This window comes from Aeromonas sp. 84A (assembly GCF_051919345.1).
In the GTDB taxonomy this organism is placed as follows: Bacteria; Pseudomonadota; Gammaproteobacteria; order Enterobacterales; family Aeromonadaceae; genus Aeromonas; species Aeromonas veronii.
In genome coordinates, this window is sequence record NZ_JBQBEW010000001.1 from 3,206,176 (window position 1) to 3,227,948 (window position 21,773).

The window sequence follows — 21,773 nt, forward strand, 5'->3', positions numbered from 1 at the left end:
ATTGGCCTGGATTGCGAACCTGCACGGCCATGCTCACGCCATTGCAACTCGCCAAAAGAAGAGGGCAGCCTGCTGGCTGCCCCCCGTTTTGCTGATCCCGTGATGGGAAATGCTTTAGCCCAACCGCTTGAGCAACTTCTCGGCTTCGGCGCGCTGGTGATCGCTGCCCTGCTCCGCCGCCTCTTGCAGCAGCTCGCGGGCGCTATCCTTGTCGTCAATCTCGAGGTAGGCACGGGCCAGATCCAGCTTGGCCCCCACACCGCCGTCGTCGGCATCCACGTCAAATCCGGTGGATTCCGGCAGCACCTCGGGGAAGCCATCGAGCCCCACATCCAGCGAGAAGCCCTGATACGGCTCCTGCTCCGGCGCGGTGGCATCCGCTTCGGCCAGCAGCTTGTCGATCTCGACGTAGCCGCTCTCTTGCGCCTGCTCACGGGGTTGAACATCTGCCGGATGAGACTCCACCTCGGCGAACGCATCTTCGAAATCGGAGAGCGCCAGCTCGTTGGGATCCCACTCCAGATCCAGCTCCGCTTCTTTCGCCTTGACAGGCTCAAGACCGAGCTCGGCCAGCATGGCATCCGCACTCTCGTCAGCGTCCTCTGCGGCACTTAGATCAATGGCGTTATCATCTTTGCCAGCAGCAGGCTCGTCGAGGGCACTGTCGAAATCGCCGAGATCGAAGCTCGCCAGATCGTCGTCAGCGGCGCCGACTTCGTCGATGGAGCTCAAATCGGGCTCGAGGTCAGCTGAGAGATCCGCATCCAGCTCGGCAAACAGGGCTGCCTGCAGCTCCTCTTCGCTCATGATCTCGTCAGCGGCCTTGGGCTTGGGGTTGAACTCGCTGGCCAGATCCATGGCGGGCTCGTTGGCCAGCGCAATGGGCTCATCCAGCGAGAGATCGAGATCCGGCACCAGATCCGGGTCACGACTGGCTGGCTGGGCCGCCATCCGCTCGGGCTCGAAGCCCTGCAGCTCCATCTCGCCCTCGTCGCTGAACACCAGATCGACATCCGGCTTGGCGGCCGGCTCGTCAGGCTCCATCGGCATAAAGCCATCCGGGGTGTTGAGATCCGGCACCGGGCGCACCGGCTCGTTGTCGGTCACATCGACGCTCAGCAGATCATCAAACTCGCTCTGCTCCTGATCCATCATCATGGCGGTGGATTCGGAGAGGCTCTTCTCCTGCTCTTCCAGCTCTCGGCGGGCACGGGCACGCAGCCACAGGGTCACCAGCGCCAATACCAGCAGCACCGGCAGCAGAATGATCATGGCGAGGTTGAGCGGCGAGGAGAGCAGATCCATCAACCAGTTTTTCTCAGGCTCAGGCTCGGCTGCCACCGGCGGGACCGGTTGAGCCTTGAGCTCGGCAATCTCTTTTTGCAGCGCCGTCTGATCCTGCAGCTGGGCTTTGAGGGTCTCTACCTCTTCGGTCAGGGATTGCAGACGCAGCTTGAGCCTGTGGTTCATCTCGGTCACCTGGCCGAGCTGGGCATTGGCATCTTCCAGTGCCAGCGCCATCTCGGTGGCCGGTTTGCCCACCGGTTTATCCAGATCGGAAGGCAGAGGCGCCGGGGTGGTGCCTTCTGCAGCGCTAGGAGCAGGTGCTACCGCCTCTTTCGGCGCAGGCTCGCTCACCTTGGCCACTTCTTTGGTTTCAGCAGCCGGTTGCGGTGCCACCACCGGGGCGGGAATGGGAGCGGCTTTCGCCACTGGTAGCGGCGCAGGCGCAGCCTTCACCGGCTCGGTCTTGGCGGCTTCAACCTTCGCGGGTTTGGCGGCAGCCGGCTTGGCGGTATGGGCCTGCTTGTCAGCCAGATATTTGGGGCTTAACCCCTTCCAGCTGGCGTTGTCGCTGCGGAACTTGGCGCGGGCCTGTGCATCAGTGATGACGCTCGCCTCGGCCGCGGTCGGCAGCAGAATGCGGGACCCCACCAGAATGTGGTTGATATTGCCATCGGCAAAACTGCGGGGGTTTTTCTCGTAAATCGCCACCATGGTCTGGTAGACGCTGACCCGATTGGAGGGGCGATATTTGCTCGCCAGGCTCCAGAGGGTATCGGTCGGACGAACAGGGCCATAGCTACCGGCATTGGCAGTGACCTGACGCACCACCGGCTGGGCGGCTGCTCGCACCGGTTGCGCGACGGGTCTGGCGACCGGCTGCGCCAGCGGCTGGGAATTGACGGCGGGAGGTGCGGGTTCGTCAGGGCCTTTTAGCTCGACAAAAAAAGGCTCCCGCGCTGAGTCTTCAGCCTGGACGGTGCCCAGCAGACCCAATGCGAGTAGCGTTGCCAATGTTATGCGGGAATGTCCCATATTCGTTCCTTCGTATGACGGCCCTATCACATTGAAAAATCTGGATAGTTACCCCAAAACAGTCGGTTCAATATAAATCAGGCTTGCCTGGCAAGCCAGCAGTCCGACACATTTAGCACCCAACTTGACCCTGAGTGTAGGAAAAAACTTAATCAGTTGATATCGCAACAGAATCTTGAAGTGACGGAGTGCGGCATGGGTCACACCCCGGTTTGATCACAGGCCGGATGCGCAGCACTCCCTGCTGCGCATCTGTGGCATCTGACCAGCCTTACAGATAGTCGCGAACCAGCAGCTCGGCAATCTGTACACTGTTGGTTGCCGCGCCCTTACGAACGTTATCGGCCACGATCCACATATTGATACCACTCGGGTGAGAAATATCCTGGCGCACCCGACCCACCAGCACCTCATCCTTGCCGGTTGCGTCACGCACCGGGGTCGGATAGTCCCCTTCGTCATCAAACAGGGTCACGCCCGGCGCACTGCGCAGCAGCTCCTTGACCTGTTCGGCATCGAGCGGCTGGTGCAGCTCGACGTGTACCGCCTCGGCGTGGCCGTAGAAGACCGGCACCCGCACGCAGGTGGGGTTCACGGCAATGCTGGCATCCCCCAGGATCTTCTGGGTTTCCCACACCATCTTCATCTCTTCACGGGTGTAGCCGTTGTCAGTGAAGCTGTCGATCTGCGGGATCAGGTTAAAGGCGATCTGTTGCGGATAGAGGGTCGGTTCCACCGGACGGCCGTTGAGCAGATGAGCGGTCTGACCCGCCAGCTCGCTGACCCCCTCTTTGCCGGAGCCTGACACGGATTGATAGGTGGCCACGTTGATACGTGCGATCCCCACTTCGTCGTGCAGCGGCTTCAGGGCCACCAGCATCTGGATGGTGGAGCAGTTGGGGTTGGCGATGATGTTGCGATTGCGAAAATCGGCCAGCGCATCCGGGTTCACTTCCGGGATCACCAGCGGGATATCTTCGTCGTAACGGAAGCAGGAGGTGTTGTCGATGACGATGCAGCCGTGTTCGGCAGCAATCGGCGCCCACTTGGCAGAGACCTCGGCACCGGCGGAGAAGAGTGCGATCTGTACCTGGCTCCAGTCAAACTCCTCCACATCGAGGATCTCGAGGTTTTTGCCGCCAAAGCGCACGGTATCACCGGCGCTGCGGCTGGAAGCCAGCGGATAGAGGGTCTCTACCGGAAATTCGCGCTCTTCCAGGATCTCGATCATCGCCTGACCCACGGCGCCGCTGGCACCCAATACCGCTACGTTAAACTGCTGGCTCATTCTGTTCTCCTCTGATAATGCTGCAATGGCGCCGGGTGGCGCCATGGTCGGCAGGCGCTCGCACGGCGAGATGACGCTGCCTGATATGGCTGAGCCGGCGCAGTAGTATCTGCGCCAGCTCAGTAAAAAAGGGGGTCGAGGTAGCCAGTACGGCTCACCCCTTCCGGTTATCTTCCAACTCCTAGTCCCCGATTCAGGGGCGTGGCAGCGCAAATCCCAGCTCGCCCAGCGCCAGGTCGGCAAACGCACCCTCAACCTGCAGGGAGGATAGTTCACGGCGCTCGGGGTAGTGTTTGCGCTGCTCGTCAAAGCTGCTGGGCAGACCGAGTCGGGCACGGAAACGGGCATCATCGCGACGCACGTCATAAACCAGATGCACCAGCTGCTTGATCAACGCCTGATCCGGCGCGCGGCCCGGCACCACTGCCTGCACATCGGGGGCAGGCAACAGCTGACTCAAATCCTGACGAGGCTGGCGTCCCAGCTGCTGGCAGAGCGCCTGATAGAGCATCCAGGTGCCGCGCGCCTTCCCCTCCAGGCTGTAACCGGCGATATGGGGGGTGGCAATCTCGGTATGGGGCACCAGCGCTGCCAGTGGCTCGGGCTCGTTCTCCCACACATCCATTACCAGTCGCAATGGCGCATCGCTCAGCTGGCGTGCCAGCAGGGCCCGGTTATCCCACACCTCGCCACGGGATGCGTTGATCAGGATCTGCCCTGCCGGGCGCGCGGCAATCTGTTCGGCATCGAGCAGATGGTAGGTGGCATCCAGCCCTTCACGGGTGATCGGCACATGGAAGCTGACGATATCGGCGCCAAGGGCGGTCTGGTAATCGACAAAGCCCGCATCGGGATTATCCCGCGCCCTGGGCGGATCGCAGCGCAGCACCCGCATGCCGAGTGCTTGGGCCTTGCCAGCCACGCACTCGCCGGTATTGCCCGCGCCAATCACCGCCAAAGTCATGGCCGAGAGGTCGAGTTCATAGCGCTCCGCCAGCACCAGCAGGGCTGAGAGCACATAATCCCCCACCGAATACTTGTTACAACCGGGGGCGCTGAAGAAGGGAATATTGCGGCTTGCCAGCAACGCCTTGTCCACATGGTCGGTGCCTATGGTGGCGGTGCCAACAAACCCGAGTTTGGGGCTGGTCGCCAGCAAATCGCCGTTGACGCGGGTGACCGAACGCACCAGCAGCACATCGGCATCGAGCAGATCGCGGGCCTGCATCTGCCGTCCGGGCAAGGGGATCACCTCGCCAAATTCGGCAAACAGCTCCACGGCATGGGGCATATTCTCATCAACGACTATCTTCATCGGGCTCTCTTTGGTCACAACCGCCACGGGGGCGCCATTCTAGCGCAAAGCCGACCGAGATTTCAGCCTGTGATGCAATCCGGCGCGAAAGGGGACCACATTGTGCGGCAGCCACCCCATCCGCCCGCTCAAACAGAGGATGTCGCCACAAATGTGTAAGCAGAGGTAACAAACGTGCTGCTCGGCTTTGTCCGGGCATATCACGGTGGCACAATGCCCCTCTTTTTTCGCGATCGCCCATACCCACCATGCCGCCACACACTTCGTCGCACCCAACATCAACCGCCTCACTCACCCACGGCCAGGTGCTTGGCTTCACTGCCCTGTTGATCCTGCCCCTGTTACTGCTCGCCACCCTGCCCTGGCAGCCTTTTCTGACCGGCTCCCTGCAATCAGGCTGGTTATGGTGGTCATACGCCCTCACCCGCATGGTCGATCTTCCCGGGATCGGGGTCAGTGGCGCCCTCTTGCTGATGCTGACTCGCTACAAACTCAAACTGGAGCTGGCTCCCTTCATTGCGCTGGGGTGTGCGCTGGCGGCCCTGCTCGCCAGCGACTGGGGGCTCAAGAGCCTGATCAAACACCTGACCGAAGAGCCCAGACCCTATCTGCTCTGGCTTGAGAGTCAGGCGCTGATCCCGGCCATCAAGAGCTTCTACGCCAGTAGCATCGATGTGCGCAGTGAACAGGTTCACGCCGCCAGCCAGTTGCTGGCCCTGCCAGAGTGGCTCGGCCACCACTGGCAGGACGAGGTGAACTACGCCTTCCCCTCCGGCCACAGTATCGCCGCCATCAGCCTGGCCCAGTTCTTTGGCCTTATCTGGCTGGCCCGCGCCCCTACGGGCGTCTGGCTGCTGCCGTTGTGGGCGCTAGGGGTTGGTCTGTCGCGCATGGTAATGGGGATGCACTGGCCGGTGGATGTGCTGGCCAGCGCCCTGTTGGGTACGCTCACGGCGCTAATTGCCGCCCGCTGGTGGCTGCACAGATATTGAATCGTGCGCCATCTTGGCGCGGCATCCTGCGTGGGATGGGAGGACAAGCCAGCGCATTTTTGCCATAATGCCGCCTCATTTTATCCCGACCGAGATCCCATGACCGACGCAGTTCATACCCTCAAGGGCCGTTTCCGTGGTTTTTACCCTGTCGTCATCGATGTTGAAACAGCCGGGTTCAACGCCAAGACCGATGCCCTGCTCGAAATCGCGGCTTACACCCTGAAAATGGATGAGCAGGGCTGGCTCGTTCCCGATCAGGTATTCCACTTTCATGTCGAACCCTTCGAAGGGGCCAACCTGGAAAAGGCCGCGCTGGAGTTCACCGGCATCGACCCCTACAACCCGTTGCGTGGCGCTGTCTCGGAAAAAGAGGCGCTGACCGAGATCTTCAAGGGGATCCGCAAGGGGATGAAGGAGCAGGATTGTGGCCGAGCCATCATAGTGGCCCACAACGCCACCTTTGATCACGGCTTCGTGATGGCTGCCGCCGAGCGCGCAGGCCTCAAGCGCAATCCGTTCCACCCGTTTGCGACCTTCGACACCGCTGCTCTCTCCGGATTGGCGCTGGGGCAGACCGTGCTGGCCAAGGCGTGCCAGAGTGCCCGCATCCCGTTTGACAATAAAGAGGCGCACTCGGCCCTCTATGACACCGAACGCACCACAGAGCTGTTCTGTCATATCGTTAACCGCTGGAAGAGCATGGGGGGGTGGCCGCCAGCGCATCCGGATGATGACACAACCGATGCTCCTGCCGACGATGAGGGGCAAGAATAAACGAACGAAGGCTGCCACTGGCAGCCTTCGCTTTTTGGGGAAGTGATTGATTGCACGGCACACCGGAAATCGCCATCAATGTCACTATCCACCGCTGCGCACGGGATGCACGGAGACAAACAGGTCACAAACCCTCATGTTGAGCAACCTTGTGCCACATGTTGCTGCGATATAAGGGGTTTGACTGATTTTTTACTCGACATTTGTCACATTTTTCGCAAACTAACTCCCCTTCACATGACAGACAGCAATAACAAACTATAAGGAAATCAAATGAATCCAGTTGTTATCGCAGTCGGGCTGATGCTGGTGCTCAGTCTGCTGCGGATCAATGTGGTGGTCTCGCTGGCGCTGGGGGCCATTGCTGGCGGCCTGGTCGGTGGGCTGTCGTTGACCGATACCCTCACCACCTTCAGCGGTGGTCTGGGCGGTGGCGCCGAGATTGCCCTCTCCTACGCCATGTTGGGCGCCTTTGCGGTTGCCATCTCCCGCTCAGGGATCACCGACCTGCTGGCCCGCAAGGTGATCAACCAGTTGGGCAAGGATGCCAGCTCGACCCGCATCATGTGGGTCAAAACCCTGCTGCTCTCTTCCGTGCTGGCCGTGGCGATCTCCTCCCAGAACCTGATCCCGGTTCACATCGCCTTTATTCCCATCCTGATCCCGCCGCTGCTGCATGTGATGGCGCAGATGCAGATCGACCGTCGTCAGGTGGCCTGTGTCATCACCTTTGGCCTGACAGCTACCTATATGGTGCTGCCGGTCGGCTTTGGTGGCATCTTCCTGAATAACATTCTGGCCAAGAACCTGATCGATAACGGCGTGCCCATCACCACCAGCCAGATCCCGCTGGCGATGGCCATTCCGGTCGCCGGTATGGTACTGGGCCTGCTGATTGCGGTATTCATCAGCTATCGCAAACCGCGCCAGTACGATCTGGCCAAGATCCTGGATGCCGAGCCCGAAGCGGTCGAGCTCAACCTCACCCACATCTGGGTGGCCCTGCTGGCCATTGGCGTGGCGCTGGGGCTGCAACTGATGACCAACAGCATCGTACTGGGTGCACTGGCCGGTTTTGTCATCTTCACCTGCGGCGGCGTCATCAAGTTTCGCGAAAGCCAGGATGCCTTCACTCAGGGGGTGCGGATGATGTCGCTGATCGGCTTCATCATGATCTCCGCCGCCGGTTTTGCCGCCGTGATGAAGGCAACTCACGGTGTCGACTCTCTGGTTCAGGTGGTCGCCTCCGGCATCGGTCAGCACAAGGGGATCGCCGCCTTCCTGATGCTGCTGGTGGGCCTGCTCATCACTATGGGGATCGGTTCTTCCTTCTCCACCGTGCCCATCATCGCCACCATCTATGTGCCGCTCTGTCTGCAGCTTGGCTTCTCACCGATGGCGATCATCGCCCTGGTTGGTACCGCAGGTGCGCTGGGGGATGCGGGCTCACCAGCCTCCGACTCGACGCTGGGCCCCACCTCCGGCCTCAACGCAGATGGTCAGCACGATCATATCTGGGACAGCGTGGTGCCCACCTTTATTCACTACAACATCCCGCTGGTGATCTTCGGCTGGATTGCCGCCATGGTGCTCTGATAGCCCCTCGGGCTGCGACCTCTGCACATCACAATGCAAAACAAGAAGGCGACCAGATGGTCGCCTTCTTCATTGATGCCAACCAATTACCCCGCTCGATATGAATAATGGCTGCCAGCCAGACAAAGCCTCTGAGCGGCCAACTGTCGCCATCCCTTGCGACCGCCGGAGTCAGTGGGCGCAATGCTTTCACTCCCCGTACAACCATCCGCCCAATTGCACACTTCACAACGCCTGACCTTGAGATCATAAGATTGTTCTTCTCTCTAGCGAGCACCTATGGATTGCACAATGATGTACTGCACTATCATTGCACTATCGGTTCGCTCAACGCCTGCCAATACAGAGAAACGGCTGCATGCCCTGATCTATGGCATAACGGCGGATGACACCCGAGCCTTTCGAGTAGAAAGGCGTTCTCTCTTTCCCCGACATCCAGTCATCAAATAGTGGCCATCATTCGCTCCCCCATTTAACGGCTTATGCCGATCTGGCGTTCAGTAAGCACACAGGGTAAACCGCAGGCAGAAAAAAAGGCCGCTCAATGAGCGGCCTTCTTCATAACGGGATCAGCAATCAGCTTTCGCGACGCTTGCCACCGAATTTGCGATCTTTGTTGAAGCCACCTTCACGGCGCTCCCCGCTCTTGTTGAACGGACGGTCACCCTGGGGACGGCGATCCTTGTTGAAAGGACGGTCGCCACGGAACGGACGATCACCACGGGGCGGACGGCTGCTGGTGTTGCCACCGGCCGGCACTTCGGTGTAGCGGGTGATTTGCAGCGGACGCTGGCAAACACGGGCTTTCTTGATCACTTCCAGTACATCGGCGGTCATGCCTTTCGGCAGATCGACGGTGGAGAAGTCGTCAGCGATGTCGATGTTGCCGATGAAGCGGCTCTCGATGTTCGCTTCGTTGGCGATGGCGCCTACGATCTGGCCCGGCTTGACACCGTGATGGGCACCCACGTCTACGCGATAGCGCTCCATCTCCACGTCCGGGTTGTCTTTCAGCGGACGCGGCTCCAGGGACGGCATGCGACGGGCTGGACGATCGCCACGGTCACCGAAGTCACGACCGCCACGGTCGTTGAAGTCACGGCGCTCGAAGCCACCACGATCGTTGCTGTTGTTGAACAGCGGATCCGGAATGGAGTCATCCAGCAGCAGCGGTTGATCACCCTGTACCAGCTTGGCCAGTGCGGCAGCCAGCTCCAGCGGATCGGCAGAATCCTCTTCGATCAGCTCGTTTACCAGGTTGTGGTAGATCTCGAGCTCTTCACCCATCATGGTTTCGCGGATGCGCTCTTTGAACTTGGCCAGACGATGCTGGTTGATGTCCTCGGTGCTCGGCATCTTCATCGGCTCGATGGCCTGACGGGTTGCGTGCTCGATGGCGCGCAGCATACGACGCTCGCGCGGAGCGACGAACAGGATGGCTTCGCCTTTACGACCAGCACGACCGGTACGACCGATACGGTGAACGTAAGATTCGGTGTCGTACGGAATGTCGTAGTTCACTACGTGAGTGATGCGCTCAACGTCCAGACCACGGGCGACAACGTCGGTGGCGATCAGGATATCCAGCTGGCCTTGACGCAGTTTGTCGACGGTACGCTCACGCAGTTTCTGCGGGATGTCGCCGTGCAGCGCTTCACAGGCGTGACCACGGGCGGCCAGCTTGCCAGCCAGCTCTTCGGCAGCGTTCTTGGTACGCACGAAAACCAGCAGGGCTTCGTAGGATTCCACTTCCAGCAGACGGGTCATGGCGTCCAGCTTGTGCAGACCGGTTACCTGCCAGTAGCGCTGGCGAATAGTGGTAGCGGTAGCAGTCTTGGAGGCGATCTTGATCTCTTTGGGCTGCTTCAGGTGCTTCTGGGCCACGCGACGGATCTGCTCCGGCATGGTGGCAGAGAACAGGGCAACCTGACGAGTGCTCGGGCACTGCTCCATGATCCAGTCAACGTCGTCGATGAAGCCCATACGCAGCATTTCATCAGCTTCGTCCAGTACCAGTGCTTTCAGGCCGGAGAGGTCCAGGTTCTTGCGACGGATCAGGTCCATCACGCGGCCCGGAGTACCGACGACAACCTGGGCACCGCGACGCAGGGCGCGGGTCTGGGTTTCGTAGGAGGCACCGCCGTAGATGGGCAGTACGTGGAAATCAGGCATGTGGTGGGCATAGCGTTGGCACGCTTCAGCCACTTGCAGCGCCAGTTCGCGGGTAGGCGCCAGCACCAGGATCTGGGTGTTGCGGTTACCAGCTTCCAGACGAGACAACAGAGGCAAGGCAAAAGCAGCGGTCTTCCCTGTACCGGTTTGCGCCTGCCCCAGCAGATCGTGTCCCGCCATCAGGTGGGGAATTGCTGCGGCCTGGATCGGTGACGGGCGCTCATAGCCCACGTCCTGCAGCGCTTTCAATACAGGCGCGGCCAGTCCAAGCTCACTAAAAAGGGGCAGTTGTTCGGTATCAGACATAGATTCTTCCAGATTAAGGCAGGCGGCTAACACCGCGGAATAGCAAAAAGGCGGCGATTATAGCGCCACTTTGTTCTGCTGTCTTGAAAAATGTGATAAGCCTCTCAAGACGTTGGCAATTATAGAGGGATCTGACGAGTATGGCTTGCTTATTTTGCACTCATAGTGCGTTATTGCAGATCACTCCTCGCTGGAGTCCTTGCCCCGCTTGTGTTTGAGCACCGCCATGGTCAGTCGGCTGGTGCACAATACACGCTCACGTTCGTCCCGAATTTCAATCTGCCACACCTGGGTCGTTGCTCCCAGATGGAGCGGCGTGCAACGCCCGGTCACCACCCCTTCCCGTTTGGCTCGCAGATGGTTGGCATTTACCTCCAGCCCCACACAGTAGCTATCTGGTCCCACCGCCATGTTGGCGGCAATCGAGCCCAAGGTTTCCGCCAGCACCACGGACGCGCCACCATGGAGCATGCCAAGGGGCTGGTGCGTACGGTGATCCACTGGCATGGTCGCTTCCAGCCAATCGGTGCCAAAAGCGGTGTAGACGATATCGAGGTGGGCCATCAGGGTGTTGCGAGAGGTGGCGTTGAGCCCCTCCAGACTCATGGGTTTACGCCAGATGGGCGCAATATCGTGACTCATTGCGAGCAGACTCCTTATGTAAGCGATGAATGCGTACCGATATGAGTGAAACGCCCTCCATCGGCAACATGGTTCGGTTATGTGAGTTGTTGGTTACCGGGTAACTTGGTAACAACGCAGCCCCGGCCCAGCGCTGCGTGTTACATAATCATCCCATTAAGCGGGATGTCACCAGGGGTAGGTAACGCCGGGCCACTCGGACCAGGGCACATCTCGCCCCGGCAAGCGGTGGTCTGGCCACTGCCACACCCTGGCGAGCCACTCGCGCAGCTGAATCTCCAACTCCTCATCCGTGATGGGCGCCTCGGCCACCTTCCAGAAGAAGAGCTCCACCGCTACCTCTGGCAACACCGAGGGGTAGAGATAAACCCCGCCCCAGAATTGCGGCTCCCGATCCGGACTCCAGAGACCATAGGCAAAGGAGCGCTTGGCCAGAAACTCCGACTGTTGCCACTCCAGATCCCCTTCATGCTGGCTCAGGCTGAAGTTGGCGGAGGGCCAGATATCGTTCGGGCGAAACAGCTGATGGAGCTGCTCGCGCTCGCGCAACATGGCGACAAACTCCACCACCGCCTGAGCGGGAGTGGCGGGTAACAGCAAGAAACGTGGATGCCGATAAGCCTTCGGCACCCGAAACCGCTTGGGAAACGTCAGCATCAGAGCAGCTCCAGCAGGGCTTGCAATGGATGTTTGAGCTTTTCCCCCTCCATCCGCTTGACCTGACTGCGGCACGAATAGCCGGTCGCCAGACAGCGCGCTTTGGGTAGACGGGCGAGCGGGTCAGCCCAGCTCAACCCATAAATGCCCTTGGAGTTCTCCACCTGTTTGACGTCGTGACCATAGGTGCCCGCCATACCGCAACACCCCACAGAGACCGGCTGCAAACTGGCCCCGAAACGGCCAAACAGGGTGCTCCAGTCACCGTGAGTGGAGGGCTTGGCGGTCTTCTCGGTGCAGTGGGCAAAGAGATACCAGGGCTCGCTCCCCTCCTCGCTCTTGGTCTTGTCGGTTCGAGCAGGCAACTGATCTGCTGGCAGCGAGAGCAGCCACTCCTGCGGCAGCAACACCTGAAAATCGCCGCGGGCCGACCCCAGCGCCTTGGCATACTCGTCGCGATAGCAGAGCACCATGGCCGGATCCACCCCCACCATGGGAATGCCAAGCGCCGCCACCTTGTTGAGGAACTGGGCGCTGTTGGCAGCAGTGCGGGCAAAGGCGCGCAGGAATCCCTTGATATGCTGGGGTTTACCGTTGGGTTTAAAGGGCAGCAAGTAGGGCTGGAAGCCGAGCTTGCTGGCGAGTTTCACCAGGTCGCGCACCACGGGGGCGTCGTAATAACTGGTGAAGGGGTCCTGCACGATGAGCACTACCTGCTTGCGCTGCTCGGCACTCATCCGCTCCAGACCCGGCAGATCAAAATAGCGGGCGCGGTTATCGTGCAGGCTCTCGGCCAGGGTCGGCACCGAGAGCAGCGGCACATCGACCATGCCGATACTCTTCTCGGTCGCCTTCTGGGCCCACTCTTTTTCGAGGAAGAAGTTGACCAGCTTCGGCGCCTTGGCAAGCAGCGGGGCATAGCTCTCCACCGTGCCGACGAAGTAATCCTTGGGGGCGCGCAGGTAGCGGCCATGATAAAGCTGCATAAAGCGGGCGCGAAAATCGGGCACATCCACCTTGATCGGGCACTGGCTGGTGCACGCCTTGCAGGCCAGACAGCCAGCCATCGCCTCCATCACCTCGTGGGAGAAATCATACTCGCCGCGCTGTTTGGCCCAGCTGTTGCGCACCTTGTCCACCAGCTGTTTGAAGCGTACGCCACCGGATTGCAGTGCCACCTCTTCCGCCAACGGATCGAAGCCCTGCTCCGCCAGCTGACGCAACCATTCACGCATCAGGCCCGCCCGCCCCTTGGGGGAGTGGCGGCGATCGCGGCTGATCTTGACCGAGGGGCACATGGGGGAGTCGGTCTCGAAGGTGAAGCAGAGACCGTTGCCGTTACAATCCATGGCGCGGGTGTAGCTGGTGCGCACTGCGAGAGGGATCTGGCGGTCATACTTGCCGCGCTTGGGCCCATCCACCGACACCAGCTCGGCGCCGCTACCGTAGGGAATGCAGATCTTGCCCGGATTGATGCGGTTGGCCGGGTCGAATGCCCCTTTGACCCGCTGCAGCTCTTCCCACAGCTCGCCAAAGAAGGCGGGGCTGTATTCGGAGCGAAAGCCCTTGCCGTGCTCCCCCCACATCAGGCCGCCATATTTGGCGGTGAGCGCCACCACCTGATCGGAGATGCGGCGCAGCAGCACCTCCTGCTCGGGATCGCACAAATCCAGCGCCGGGCGCACGTGCAGCACACCGGCATCAACGTGGCCAAACATGCCGTAGTCGAGGCCGTGGGCGTCGAGCAGGGCACGAAACTCCATGATGAAATCGGCCAGCGACTCGGGCGGCACGGCGGTATCTTCGGTGAAGGCCACCGGCTTCTTGCGTCCTTCGGCGTTGCCCAGCAGCCCCACCGACTTCTTGCGCATGGTGTAGATGGTCTCGATGCTCGGCAGGTGGTCACACACCTGATAGCCGATGATCCCCGCCTCGCCCTTGGCCAGCAGCGCGTCGATACGGCGGCAGAGCTCTGCCACCTTGGCCTTGTGTTCTACCTCGTCGGTATCGGCAAACTCGACGATGTTGAGTCCCTGCAGATCCTTGCCGGGCACATCCTGAATAAGTTCTTTCACCGAATGCCAGATGATGTCGGCGCGGGCCAACCCGAGCACCCGGGAATCCACCGTCTCCACCGACAGCGCTTGGGCCTCAACCATAAAGGGGGCGTTGCGCAGGGCGGAGGGGAAACTGTCGTACTTGACGTTGACCAGGGTGCGGTAGCGCGGGATGGGGGTGATGTTGAGTTTGGCTTCGGTGATAAAGCCCAAGGATCCTTCCGAGCCGCACAGCACCCGACTCACATCCAGCGTATCGGTATCGGGTTGATAGAGGTGCTTGAGATCGTAGCCGGTCAGAAAGCGATTGAGCTTGGGGAAGGTCGCCTCGATGTCGGCGCGGCGCTCCTTGCCGATACGATAGAGGGTGCGATAGATCTCCCCTTCGCGATTCTCCAGCGCCAGCTTGTCGGCCAGTCGCTCACCGGTCAGCGGCTCGGTGGCCATCAGGTCACCATTCTCCAGCACCGCTTTGAGGCCAAGCACGTGATCCGAGGTTTTGCCGTAGACCAGAGACCCCTGCCCCGAGGCATCTGTGTTGATCATGCCCCCTAAGGTGGCGCGGTTGGAGGTGGAGAGATCCGGCGAGAAGAAGTAACCGTGGGGCTTGAGATAGGCGTTGAGCTGGTCTTTCACCACCCCGGCCTGGGCGCGCACCCACCCCTCCTCCAGATTAATTTCCATGATCTGGTTCATATAACGGGAGAGATCGACGATAATGCCGCCGCCCAATGACTGACCATTGGTGCCGGTACCGCCACCACGAGGGAAAAAACTCAGGGAGGCGAAGGCCGGCTCTGCGGCCAGCTTGAGCATTGCTGCTATGTCGTCCGCACTGCGCGGATAGAGAACCGCCTGAGGTACTACCTGATAGACGCTGTTATCCGTCGCCATCGCCAACCGGCTTGCATAAGACTTTTCGATATCACCACGAAATGCGCTGCGCTCTAGCAACTCAAGAAACTGCAGGGTTGCGGGTGACAAACTGTCCTGGTAATCGAGTCTCGGGATCATGAATCCTTGTTCCCATCCTTTGCTTGATGCCGGCACGCCGGCGACAACGACTGGCCAGCCGCCTGTCAATGGCAGTCAGGCCAGTCCGCTCACATGTGAGCGGGCAGTATATCAGCTAGAAAACCGCTTGCGCTTGGCAATATTCACCATTTGAAAGGAGGACTTTTATGGCTCACCACAGCCATGTTATCAGTACACTGGTCACCACCGAAAAACAGGCGCTTACCCTGTCGCTGTTCGGTTGTATCACCTTTGCCATCTTCGGCATCGGCTACGGCCTCTTCGTCGGTTCCAACGCCATCATGCTCGATGGTATCTTCACCCTGTTCAGCATGGGCATGACAGGCCTCGGTCTTGTTACCGCCTATCTCGTTACCCGCCCTTCCGATGCGCGCTTCCAGTATGGCTACGCCCACTTCGAGCCCATCACCAACGTCATCAATGGCACCATTATTCTGCTGCTCTGCCTTGGCGCTCTCTATAGCGGCATCACCACCCTGCTAGATGGCGGACGAGAGATCGATCTCGGCCACGCCCTCATCTATGCCGCCGTCTCCACCTTCTTCTGCGCCATCATCTATCGCATCGAAGCCCAGGTCGCCGAGCAGGTAGACTCCGAGCTGGTGCGGGTCGACTCCAAAGAGTGGCTGGTGGATACCCTGCTCAGCGCCACCCTGCTTATCGGTTTCGTGGTCGCCATCGGCCTCGATGCCATCGGCTACGGCCAATACAACCGCTACATAGACCCGGTGCTGGTCTCGCTACTGGCCCTCTGTGCCACCCTCATTCCCATCAAGGTGCTCGGTCGCAACCTGCGGGAAGTGTTGAAGATCGCCCCCAAGGGAGATGTGCCACGGCAAGTCGAGCAGGAGATCGAGGCGCTGCGCCAGCGCCACGGCATAGAGTGCTACAGCCATCTGGCCAAGAGCGGTCGCCGCTTCGATCTGGAATTGAACATTCTGGTGGCGCCGGGTCAGGAGTGGCCTGTCGAACGTCAGGATGCCCTGCGCCAGGAGCTCTGGTCTCGCCTTGGCGACACCCTGGGGGATGCCTGGCTCTCGGTCTGTTTCACCCGCGAAAAGCGCTGGTTGTAACGACCGCACGGGGGAGCGCGGCACCGCCGCCTCCCCTGTCGCATCACAACCCCATCACGCCGCGCTGACACTGCTCTTGCCAAATTGGCGCCAGCCGCTATTATCAGGGCTCATTTTTAACCCGAGGTTTTATTGCCCATCATGGACAATCCCCGAAGTTGCCCTTCGTCTCTCTCTGTCAAAGCCTATCTTTTTCTGCTTAATCAGCGCCTCTGAATAACACCTTTGCCTTGCTGTTACTGCGGCCATCGCGCGCCGTGATTACTCTCTGCTCTGTCTGTTTTTATTGAGGTCATACAATGGAATTGCTGCTGGATCCCCATATCTGGATTGGTCTGTTTACCCTGATCATTCTGGAAATCGTGCTGGGGATCGACAACCTGGTCTTTATCGCCATCCTGGTGAAAAAACTGCCCCCCGCCCAACGGGACAAGGCACGCGTCATCGGCCTGTCGCTGGCCCTGCTGATGCGACTGGGGCTCTTGAGCGTCATGTCATGGCTGGTCACCCTGACCACCCCGATTTTGCACCTGTGGGATCACCCCTTCTCCGGTCGGGACCTGATCCTGATGGGGGGCGGCCTGTTCCTGCTGTTCAAGGCCACCTCCGAGCTGCATGAGCGGCTGGAAGCCAAGCCCCAGGATGATGGCCCGGTCGGCGCCTACGCCAGTTTTGGCGTGGTGATCGCCCAAATTCTGGTGCTCGATGCGGTCTTCTCGCTCGACTCCATCATCACCGCCGTCGGCATGGTGGAGCACCTTGGCGTAATGATGGCCGCTGTCACCATCGCCATGGTGGTGATGGTGCTCGCCTCCAAACCGCTGACCCGCTTCGTCAACGCTCATCCAACCGTGGTGGTGCTCTGCCTGAGCTTCCTGCTGATGATCGGCTTCAGCCTGGTGGCGGAAGGGTTCGGCTTCCATATTCCGAAGGGCTACCTCTACGCAGCCATCGGCTTCTCGGTGCTGATCGAGTTTTTCAACCAGCTGGCCCAGCGCAGCGCCATGCGTCACGAATCCAAACAGCCCCTGCGCGAGCGCACCACTGCCGCCATCTTCAAGCTGATGGGGAGCAAGGCCTATCAGGATCAGCCGGATGACGATCTGGATGCCCCGGCCGTAGCGCCGGTGAGCTTTGGCGAGGAGGAGCGCTATATGGTGACCGGCGTACTGTCGCTGGCCGAGCGCTCCATTCGCACCATCATGACCCCGCGCTCGGAGATGGCATGGATCGATATCAACGACTCCAGCGACGAGATCCGCGCCCTGCTGCAGCGCGAGCCCCACAGCCTGTTCCCCATCTGTGACGGGGATCTGGACGAGGTGATCGGAGTGGTCAAGGCGCGCGACTTGCTGTTTGCCTTGAACGAAGGGCAATCTTTGAGCGAACTGGCCAAGCAGAACGATCCCATTATCGTGCCGCAGACCATCAACGTGATCCGCCTGCTGGCGGAGCTGCGCAAAGCCAAGGGGAGCCTTATTCTGGTCTCTGACGAGTTTGGCGTGATCCAGGGGCTGGTCACCACCCACGATCTGTTGGAGGCCATCGTCGGCGAGTTGCCGGACGAGGACGAAACCCCGGATATTGTGCGCGATGGCGAAGGGTGGTTGATCAACGGCAGCACCAACATCCACCATGTGGAACAGGTGCTGGAGCACGAGGGACTGGTGAGCGAGAGCGATGAATACGTAACCCTGGCGGGCATGCTGCTCTCCCACTTCGGCACTCTGCCCACCCCGGGCCAGCAGTTGCAACTGCAGCAGCTCAACTTCGAGGTGATTGAGGTGAGCGAGCGGCGTATCGAGCGGGTGAAAGTGATGCCCGCCACGGCTTGAGCCTGCCACCAGCAGAATACAGAAGAGGGCCAGACGGCCCTCTTTTTTATGCTTCAACTTTATGCCTCAACGCCTCTTTCCCGACGGTTTGCACTGATTGCTGCATCAAGCACAATTCTCTTGTGCAATTACCCCTCTTTTTCACAACAAGATGGCGGCATAAAGTGGCCTCACTTCCACCATGAGGAACTCAAGATGAGCCACGATCACCTGTTCTGCCCGCTGCGCCTCGGCCAGCTGCACCTTGCCAACCGCATCGTCATGCCCCCCATGACCCGCTCCCGTGCCAGTCAGCCCGGTGATGTGGCCAACGCCATGATGGCGAGCTACTACGCCCAGCGCGCCGAGGCGGGCCTGATCATCAGCGAAGGCACCCAAATCGACCCCATGGGCAAGGGCTATGCCTGGACGCCGGGGATCTACAGTGCCGAGCAGATCGCTGGCTGGAAGCTTGTGACCGATGCCGTGCACGCCAAGGGGGGCACCATCTTCGCCCAGCTCTGGCACGTGGGCCGGGTCACCCATCCGGACAACATCGGCGGCGCCCAGCCCATCTCCGCTTCAGCCCTGCCCGCAGTGGGCGTCAAGGTGTTCGTCGATAACGGCAGCGATGCGCCGGGCTTTGTCGAGACAGTCACCCCGCGCGCCATGACCCAGGCCGATATCGATGCGGTAGTGGGACAGTTCCGTCAGGCGGCCCGCAACGCCATCAGCGCCGGTTTTGACGGTATCGAGCTGCACGCCGCCAACGGATACCTCATCAACCAGTTCCTCGACTCCGAATCCAACGCCCGCACCGACAGTTATGGCGGCTCGCTGGAAAACCGGCTGCGCTTTCTCAAAGAGGTGACAGAAGCGGTTAGTAGCGAAATCGGGGCCGAACGTGTCGGGGTGCGTCTTGCGCCACTCACCACCCTCAACGGCACCGTGGATGCCAATCCGCAGGAGACCTATCTGGCGGCCGCTCGTCTGCTGGGCCAGCTCAACGTGGTCTACCTGCACATTGCCGAGGCGGACTGGGACGATGCCCCCCTGATGCCGGAGAACTTCAAGCAGGGGCTGCGCGATGCCTTCCCCAACACCCTGATCTACGCCGGTAAATATGATGGCAAGCGGGCTCGCGCCGCCCTCGACGCGGGCTGGGCCGACATGATTGGCTTTGGCCGTCCCTTCGTTGCCAACCCGGATCTGCCGAACCGGCTGCGCCACGGCTATCCGCTGGCCCCCCACGATCCGGCCACCCTGTTTGGCGGTGGCGAGAAGGGGTTGACCGACTACCCCGTCTATCAGGCCGAGGACGCAACCACCAGCCGCTGATTGTCGATGGCCAACCGGCTACGTAACGCAGGCCCCACAGGTTGGGGCCTGCCGTATTGTTGCCCATTCGCAGCAGTGGCAGTTTCTCTGTATTGCTGTTGCAATGACCTCGTTGTTCTCTCCCCTCGCTTTCACAAGGAGTCATCATGAATCACACCCAAGCCTGGTGCTGGCATGCCCCCGGTGAACCGACCCAGCTTACCCTCGCCGATCTGCCCCTGGCACCGCTCGCCCCTGACGAGGTACTGGTGGCAAACCGGGTTATCGCCTTCAATCCGGTGGACTGGAAGCTGATCGAATATGGCCACTCCAACTGGCAGGATGGTCAGGTGCCCGGCGTCGATGGCATGGGCACTATCGTGGCCCTCGGCGTCAACGTCAGCCATCTGCGCCCCGGTGCCCGGGTCGCCTATCACACCGACCTGCGCCACCACGGCAGCTTTGCCCGCCACACCAAAGTGCCCGCCCGCGCCCTGCTGCCGGTGCCCGATGCCCTGAGTGACGAGGCGGCCGCCGCCCTGCCCTGTCCCGGCCTCACCGCCTGGCAGGCGCTGGCCAAGCTGTCGCGCCTGCACGGGGAAGCGCTGCTCATCACAGGTGCCGGCAGCAGCGTCGGCCGTTTTGCGGTGCAGCTCGCCCTCCAGCAAGGAGCGCGAGTCTTTGCCAGCGCCAGCCCACGCCACCATCACTGGCTCAAACAGATCGGTGTGCAGGGGGTGGCCGATTATCGGAAACCAGACTGGCTGGCCATATTGCAAGCCGCCAACGGCAACGAGCCGTTTGAGGGGATCATCGATCTGGTCTCCAGCCAACAGGCAGAGAGCCTGCTGCCCGCGCTGGGCTACTACGGTCACATGGTGACTGTGCTGGGGCGCATCCCGCACAACCCGCTACCCGCCTTTAGCTATTGCCACTCGTTGCACGAGATTGCACTGGGTGCCCAACACGCCTTTGGCACCGACAAGCAGTGGAGCCGACTGGTCGCCGCCGGTGTCGCCATGATGGAGCAGATGGCGAGCGGCGAGCTGACCCTGCCGCCGCTGGTGGTCGGCGACTTTGAGGAACTACCCACCCTGCTCGAGCGCTTCAAGCGCGAAGGACAGGGTGAGAAGTTTCTGGTGCGAGTGGCATAACGCTGACCTGCCCCGATAACCACACCGACCATTGAAACGAAAGAGGCCCGCCAGTAATGGCGGGCCTCTCTTTATATAGTACATGTCATCTCGACTTCATTGGCGCCTGACTCAATGCAGGATCACCCCGTGAGTCTCGGCATAACTGCGGATCTCCCGGGTCAGCCGCGCCTTGTCGGCCAAGCTTAGCCAGCTCGCCTCCACCGCATTGAGCGACAAACGGCAGAGCTGACTCATGGTCGCGCCAAGGCCATCGGCCAGCGCCGCAAAGTTGGCATTCATATAGCCGCCAAAGTAGGCGGGGTCGTCCGAGTTGATGGTGACGCAGAGCCCCTGCTCCAGCAGCCGCAACACATTGTGCTGGGCCATATTGCCGAACACCTTGAGCCGGGTGTTGGAGAGGGGGCAGACGGTAAGCGGCAGCCGGGTATCGGCCAGATAGCGCAGCAGCTCGGGATCGTCTGCCGAACGCACCCCGTGATCGATGCGGCATACCTGCAGTTCGTTGATCGCCTGCCAGATGTAGTCGGCAGGCCCCTCTTCACCCGCATGGGCCACCACCGGCAGCCCCAGCTCGCGGCATTTGGCAAAGACCCGGGCAAATTTAGTGGGCGGATTGCCCCTCTCCCCGGAGTCGAGGCCGATGCCGTGAATCCGTGACAGGAAGGGCATAGCCTCTGCCAACGTAGCGAACGCTTCATCCTCGCTCAGGTGGCGCAAAAAGCTCATGATAAGGCGCCAGCTGATGCCAAACGCCTTCTCCCCGCTCTGCAGCGCCCGCTCGATGCCGCCCAGCACAGTAGCAAAGGAGATACCGCGGGCGGTATGGGTCTGCGGGTCAAAGAAGATCTCCACATGCACCACCTTGTCGGCGGCGCAACGCTCAAGATAGGCCCAGGTGAGGTCGAAGAAGTCCTGCTCGGTCACCAGCACGCTGGCGCCGCGATAGTAGAGGTCGAGAAAGGATTGCAGGCAGTCAAAGTCATAGGCGGCGCGCACGCTGGCGACATCGGGCCAGGGCAGTGGCACGCCGTTGCGGCGGCCCAGCTCAAACATCAGCTCGGGTTCGAGGCTGCCCTCGATATGCAGGTGCAGCTCCAGTTTCGGCAGTCCGGCGATAAATTGCGCGGCCGTGAGGTGTTCGGGTGTGACTGACTTGGGAATCGGGGTGTCCATAGCGACGGCTCCATCAGCAAAGTGATCCGGCGTCAGCCCCTCCACCAGACTGACCCAACGGCAGCTTTATTGTGCACCGAAGT

Annotated in this window: 15 protein-coding genes; 7 read left to right on the top strand and 8 right to left on the bottom strand. The window is 60.7% G+C overall.

Features of this window, described 5'->3' with window-relative positions; all coding sequences use genetic code 11:
* Positions 1 to 114 precede the first annotated feature (114 nt).
* The 3 genes from ACTG20_RS14545 to ACTG20_RS14555 all read right to left on the bottom strand — a co-directional run bounded on the left by ACTG20_RS14545 (position 115) and on the right by ACTG20_RS14555 (position 4,922).
* Positions 115 to 2,319, bottom strand: a complete 2,205-nt coding sequence (locus tag ACTG20_RS14545; RefSeq protein ID WP_194496227.1) for a FimV/HubP family polar landmark protein — start codon at positions 2,317 to 2,319, stop codon at positions 115 to 117.
* Between the two features lie 271 nt (positions 2,320 to 2,590).
* Positions 2,591 to 3,607 carry an aspartate-semialdehyde dehydrogenase gene (locus ACTG20_RS14550; protein ID WP_194496226.1) on the bottom strand — a complete coding sequence of 339 codons (1,017 nt, stop codon included), beginning with the start codon at positions 3,605 to 3,607 and terminating at the stop codon, positions 2,591 to 2,593.
* A 193-nt stretch (positions 3,608 to 3,800) separates the two neighbouring features.
* Entirely contained in the window at positions 3,801 to 4,922 is a 1,122-nt protein-coding gene (locus tag ACTG20_RS14555) for a 4-phosphoerythronate dehydrogenase (protein WP_194496225.1), read from the bottom strand.
* Positions 4,923 to 5,170: 248 nt separating this feature from the next.
* Between ACTG20_RS14555 and ACTG20_RS14560 the strand changes: the two genes are divergently transcribed.
* The 3 genes from ACTG20_RS14560 to ACTG20_RS14570 all read left to right on the top strand — a co-directional run bounded on the left by ACTG20_RS14560 (position 5,171) and on the right by ACTG20_RS14570 (position 8,287).
* Positions 5,171 to 5,914 (top strand): phosphatase PAP2 family protein, encoded by a 744-nt coding sequence (locus tag ACTG20_RS14560; protein ID WP_194496224.1) that lies wholly within the window; start codon positions 5,171 to 5,173, stop codon positions 5,912 to 5,914.
* A 99-nt stretch (positions 5,915 to 6,013) separates the two neighbouring features.
* Entirely contained in the window at positions 6,014 to 6,691 is a 678-nt protein-coding gene (rnt, locus tag ACTG20_RS14565; RefSeq protein WP_005333780.1) for a ribonuclease T, read from the top strand.
* Between the two features lie 273 nt (positions 6,692 to 6,964).
* Positions 6,965 to 8,287: a Na+/H+ antiporter family protein gene (locus ACTG20_RS14570; protein WP_005361308.1), complete on the top strand. Its 1,323-nt coding sequence runs from the start codon at positions 6,965 to 6,967 to the stop codon at positions 8,285 to 8,287.
* Positions 8,288 to 8,863: 576 nt separating this feature from the next.
* On the opposite strand, the gene ACTG20_RS14575 is transcribed toward ACTG20_RS14570, so the two are convergent.
* The 4 genes from ACTG20_RS14575 to ydiJ form a co-directional block, all read right to left on the bottom strand.
* Positions 8,864 to 10,765 (bottom strand): DEAD/DEAH box helicase, encoded by a 1,902-nt coding sequence (locus ACTG20_RS14575; protein WP_047438936.1) that lies wholly within the window; start codon positions 10,763 to 10,765, stop codon positions 8,864 to 8,866.
* A gap of 180 nt (positions 10,766 to 10,945) precedes the next feature.
* Complete coding sequence (locus ACTG20_RS14580) at positions 10,946 to 11,407, bottom strand: hotdog fold thioesterase (protein ID WP_194496223.1); 462 nt, start codon at positions 11,405 to 11,407, stop codon at positions 10,946 to 10,948.
* A gap of 168 nt (positions 11,408 to 11,575) precedes the next feature.
* Positions 11,576 to 12,064 carry a hypothetical protein gene (locus ACTG20_RS14585; protein WP_194496222.1) on the bottom strand — a complete coding sequence of 163 codons (489 nt, stop codon included), beginning with the start codon at positions 12,062 to 12,064 and terminating at the stop codon, positions 11,576 to 11,578.
* Positions 12,064 to 15,135, bottom strand: a complete 3,072-nt coding sequence (gene ydiJ / locus ACTG20_RS14590) for a D-2-hydroxyglutarate dehydrogenase YdiJ (RefSeq protein WP_194496221.1) — start codon at positions 15,133 to 15,135, stop codon at positions 12,064 to 12,066. Before ydiJ ends, ACTG20_RS14585 begins: the two co-directional genes overlap by 1 nt.
* A gap of 167 nt (positions 15,136 to 15,302) precedes the next feature.
* On the opposite strand from ydiJ, the gene ACTG20_RS14595 reads away from it, so the two are divergent.
* The 4 genes from ACTG20_RS14595 (at position 15,303) to ACTG20_RS14610 (ending at position 20,514) form a co-directional block, all read left to right on the top strand.
* Positions 15,303 to 16,229, top strand: coding sequence for a cation diffusion facilitator family transporter (locus ACTG20_RS14595; protein WP_005361338.1), 927 nt, complete (start codon positions 15,303 to 15,305; stop codon positions 16,227 to 16,229).
* Positions 16,230 to 16,528: 299 nt separating this feature from the next.
* Positions 16,529 to 18,064, top strand: coding sequence for a TerC family protein (locus ACTG20_RS14600; protein ID WP_101531322.1), 1,536 nt, complete (start codon positions 16,529 to 16,531; stop codon positions 18,062 to 18,064).
* Between the two features lie 195 nt (positions 18,065 to 18,259).
* Complete coding sequence (locus ACTG20_RS14605) at positions 18,260 to 19,381, top strand: alkene reductase (RefSeq protein ID WP_194496220.1); 1,122 nt, start codon at positions 18,260 to 18,262, stop codon at positions 19,379 to 19,381.
* 146 nt (positions 19,382 to 19,527) lie between these two features.
* A complete protein-coding gene (locus tag ACTG20_RS14610) occupies positions 19,528 to 20,514 on the top strand; it encodes a zinc-binding dehydrogenase (protein WP_194496219.1) in 987 nt (328 codons plus the stop codon).
* 111 nt (positions 20,515 to 20,625) lie between these two features.
* Here ACTG20_RS14610 and ACTG20_RS14615 read toward each other — a convergent pair whose 3' ends face one another.
* Positions 20,626 to 21,690, bottom strand: coding sequence for an adenosine deaminase (locus ACTG20_RS14615; RefSeq protein ID WP_194496218.1), 1,065 nt, complete (start codon positions 21,688 to 21,690; stop codon positions 20,626 to 20,628).
* Positions 21,691 to 21,773 lie beyond the last annotated feature (83 nt).

Coding starts and splice junctions, on each gene's coding strand:
- ACTG20_RS14545 (WP_194496227.1), bottom strand. CDS start 2,319: ATGGGACATTCCCGCATAACATTGGCAACGCTACTCGCATTGGGTCTG.
- ACTG20_RS14550 (WP_194496226.1), bottom strand. CDS start 3,607: ATGAGCCAGCAGTTTAACGTAGCGGTATTGGGTGCCAGCGGCGCCGTG.
- ACTG20_RS14555 (WP_194496225.1), bottom strand. CDS start 4,922: ATGAAGATAGTCGTTGATGAGAATATGCCCCATGCCGTGGAGCTGTTT.
- ACTG20_RS14560 (WP_194496224.1), top strand. CDS start 5,171: ATGCCGCCACACACTTCGTCGCACCCAACATCAACCGCCTCACTCACC.
- rnt (WP_005333780.1), top strand. CDS start 6,014: ATGACCGACGCAGTTCATACCCTCAAGGGCCGTTTCCGTGGTTTTTAC.
- ACTG20_RS14570 (WP_005361308.1), top strand. CDS start 6,965: ATGAATCCAGTTGTTATCGCAGTCGGGCTGATGCTGGTGCTCAGTCTG.
- ACTG20_RS14575 (WP_047438936.1), bottom strand. CDS start 10,765: ATGTCTGATACCGAACAACTGCCCCTTTTTAGTGAGCTTGGACTGGCC.
- ACTG20_RS14580 (WP_194496223.1), bottom strand. CDS start 11,407: ATGAGTCACGATATTGCGCCCATCTGGCGTAAACCCATGAGTCTGGAG.
- ACTG20_RS14585 (WP_194496222.1), bottom strand. CDS start 12,064: ATGCTGACGTTTCCCAAGCGGTTTCGGGTGCCGAAGGCTTATCGGCAT.
- ydiJ (WP_194496221.1), bottom strand. CDS start 15,135: ATGATCCCGAGACTCGATTACCAGGACAGTTTGTCACCCGCAACCCTG.
- ACTG20_RS14595 (WP_005361338.1), top strand. CDS start 15,303: ATGGCTCACCACAGCCATGTTATCAGTACACTGGTCACCACCGAAAAA.
- ACTG20_RS14600 (WP_101531322.1), top strand. CDS start 16,529: ATGGAATTGCTGCTGGATCCCCATATCTGGATTGGTCTGTTTACCCTG.
- ACTG20_RS14605 (WP_194496220.1), top strand. CDS start 18,260: ATGAGCCACGATCACCTGTTCTGCCCGCTGCGCCTCGGCCAGCTGCAC.
- ACTG20_RS14610 (WP_194496219.1), top strand. CDS start 19,528: ATGAATCACACCCAAGCCTGGTGCTGGCATGCCCCCGGTGAACCGACC.
- ACTG20_RS14615 (WP_194496218.1), bottom strand. CDS start 21,690: ATGGACACCCCGATTCCCAAGTCAGTCACACCCGAACACCTCACGGCC.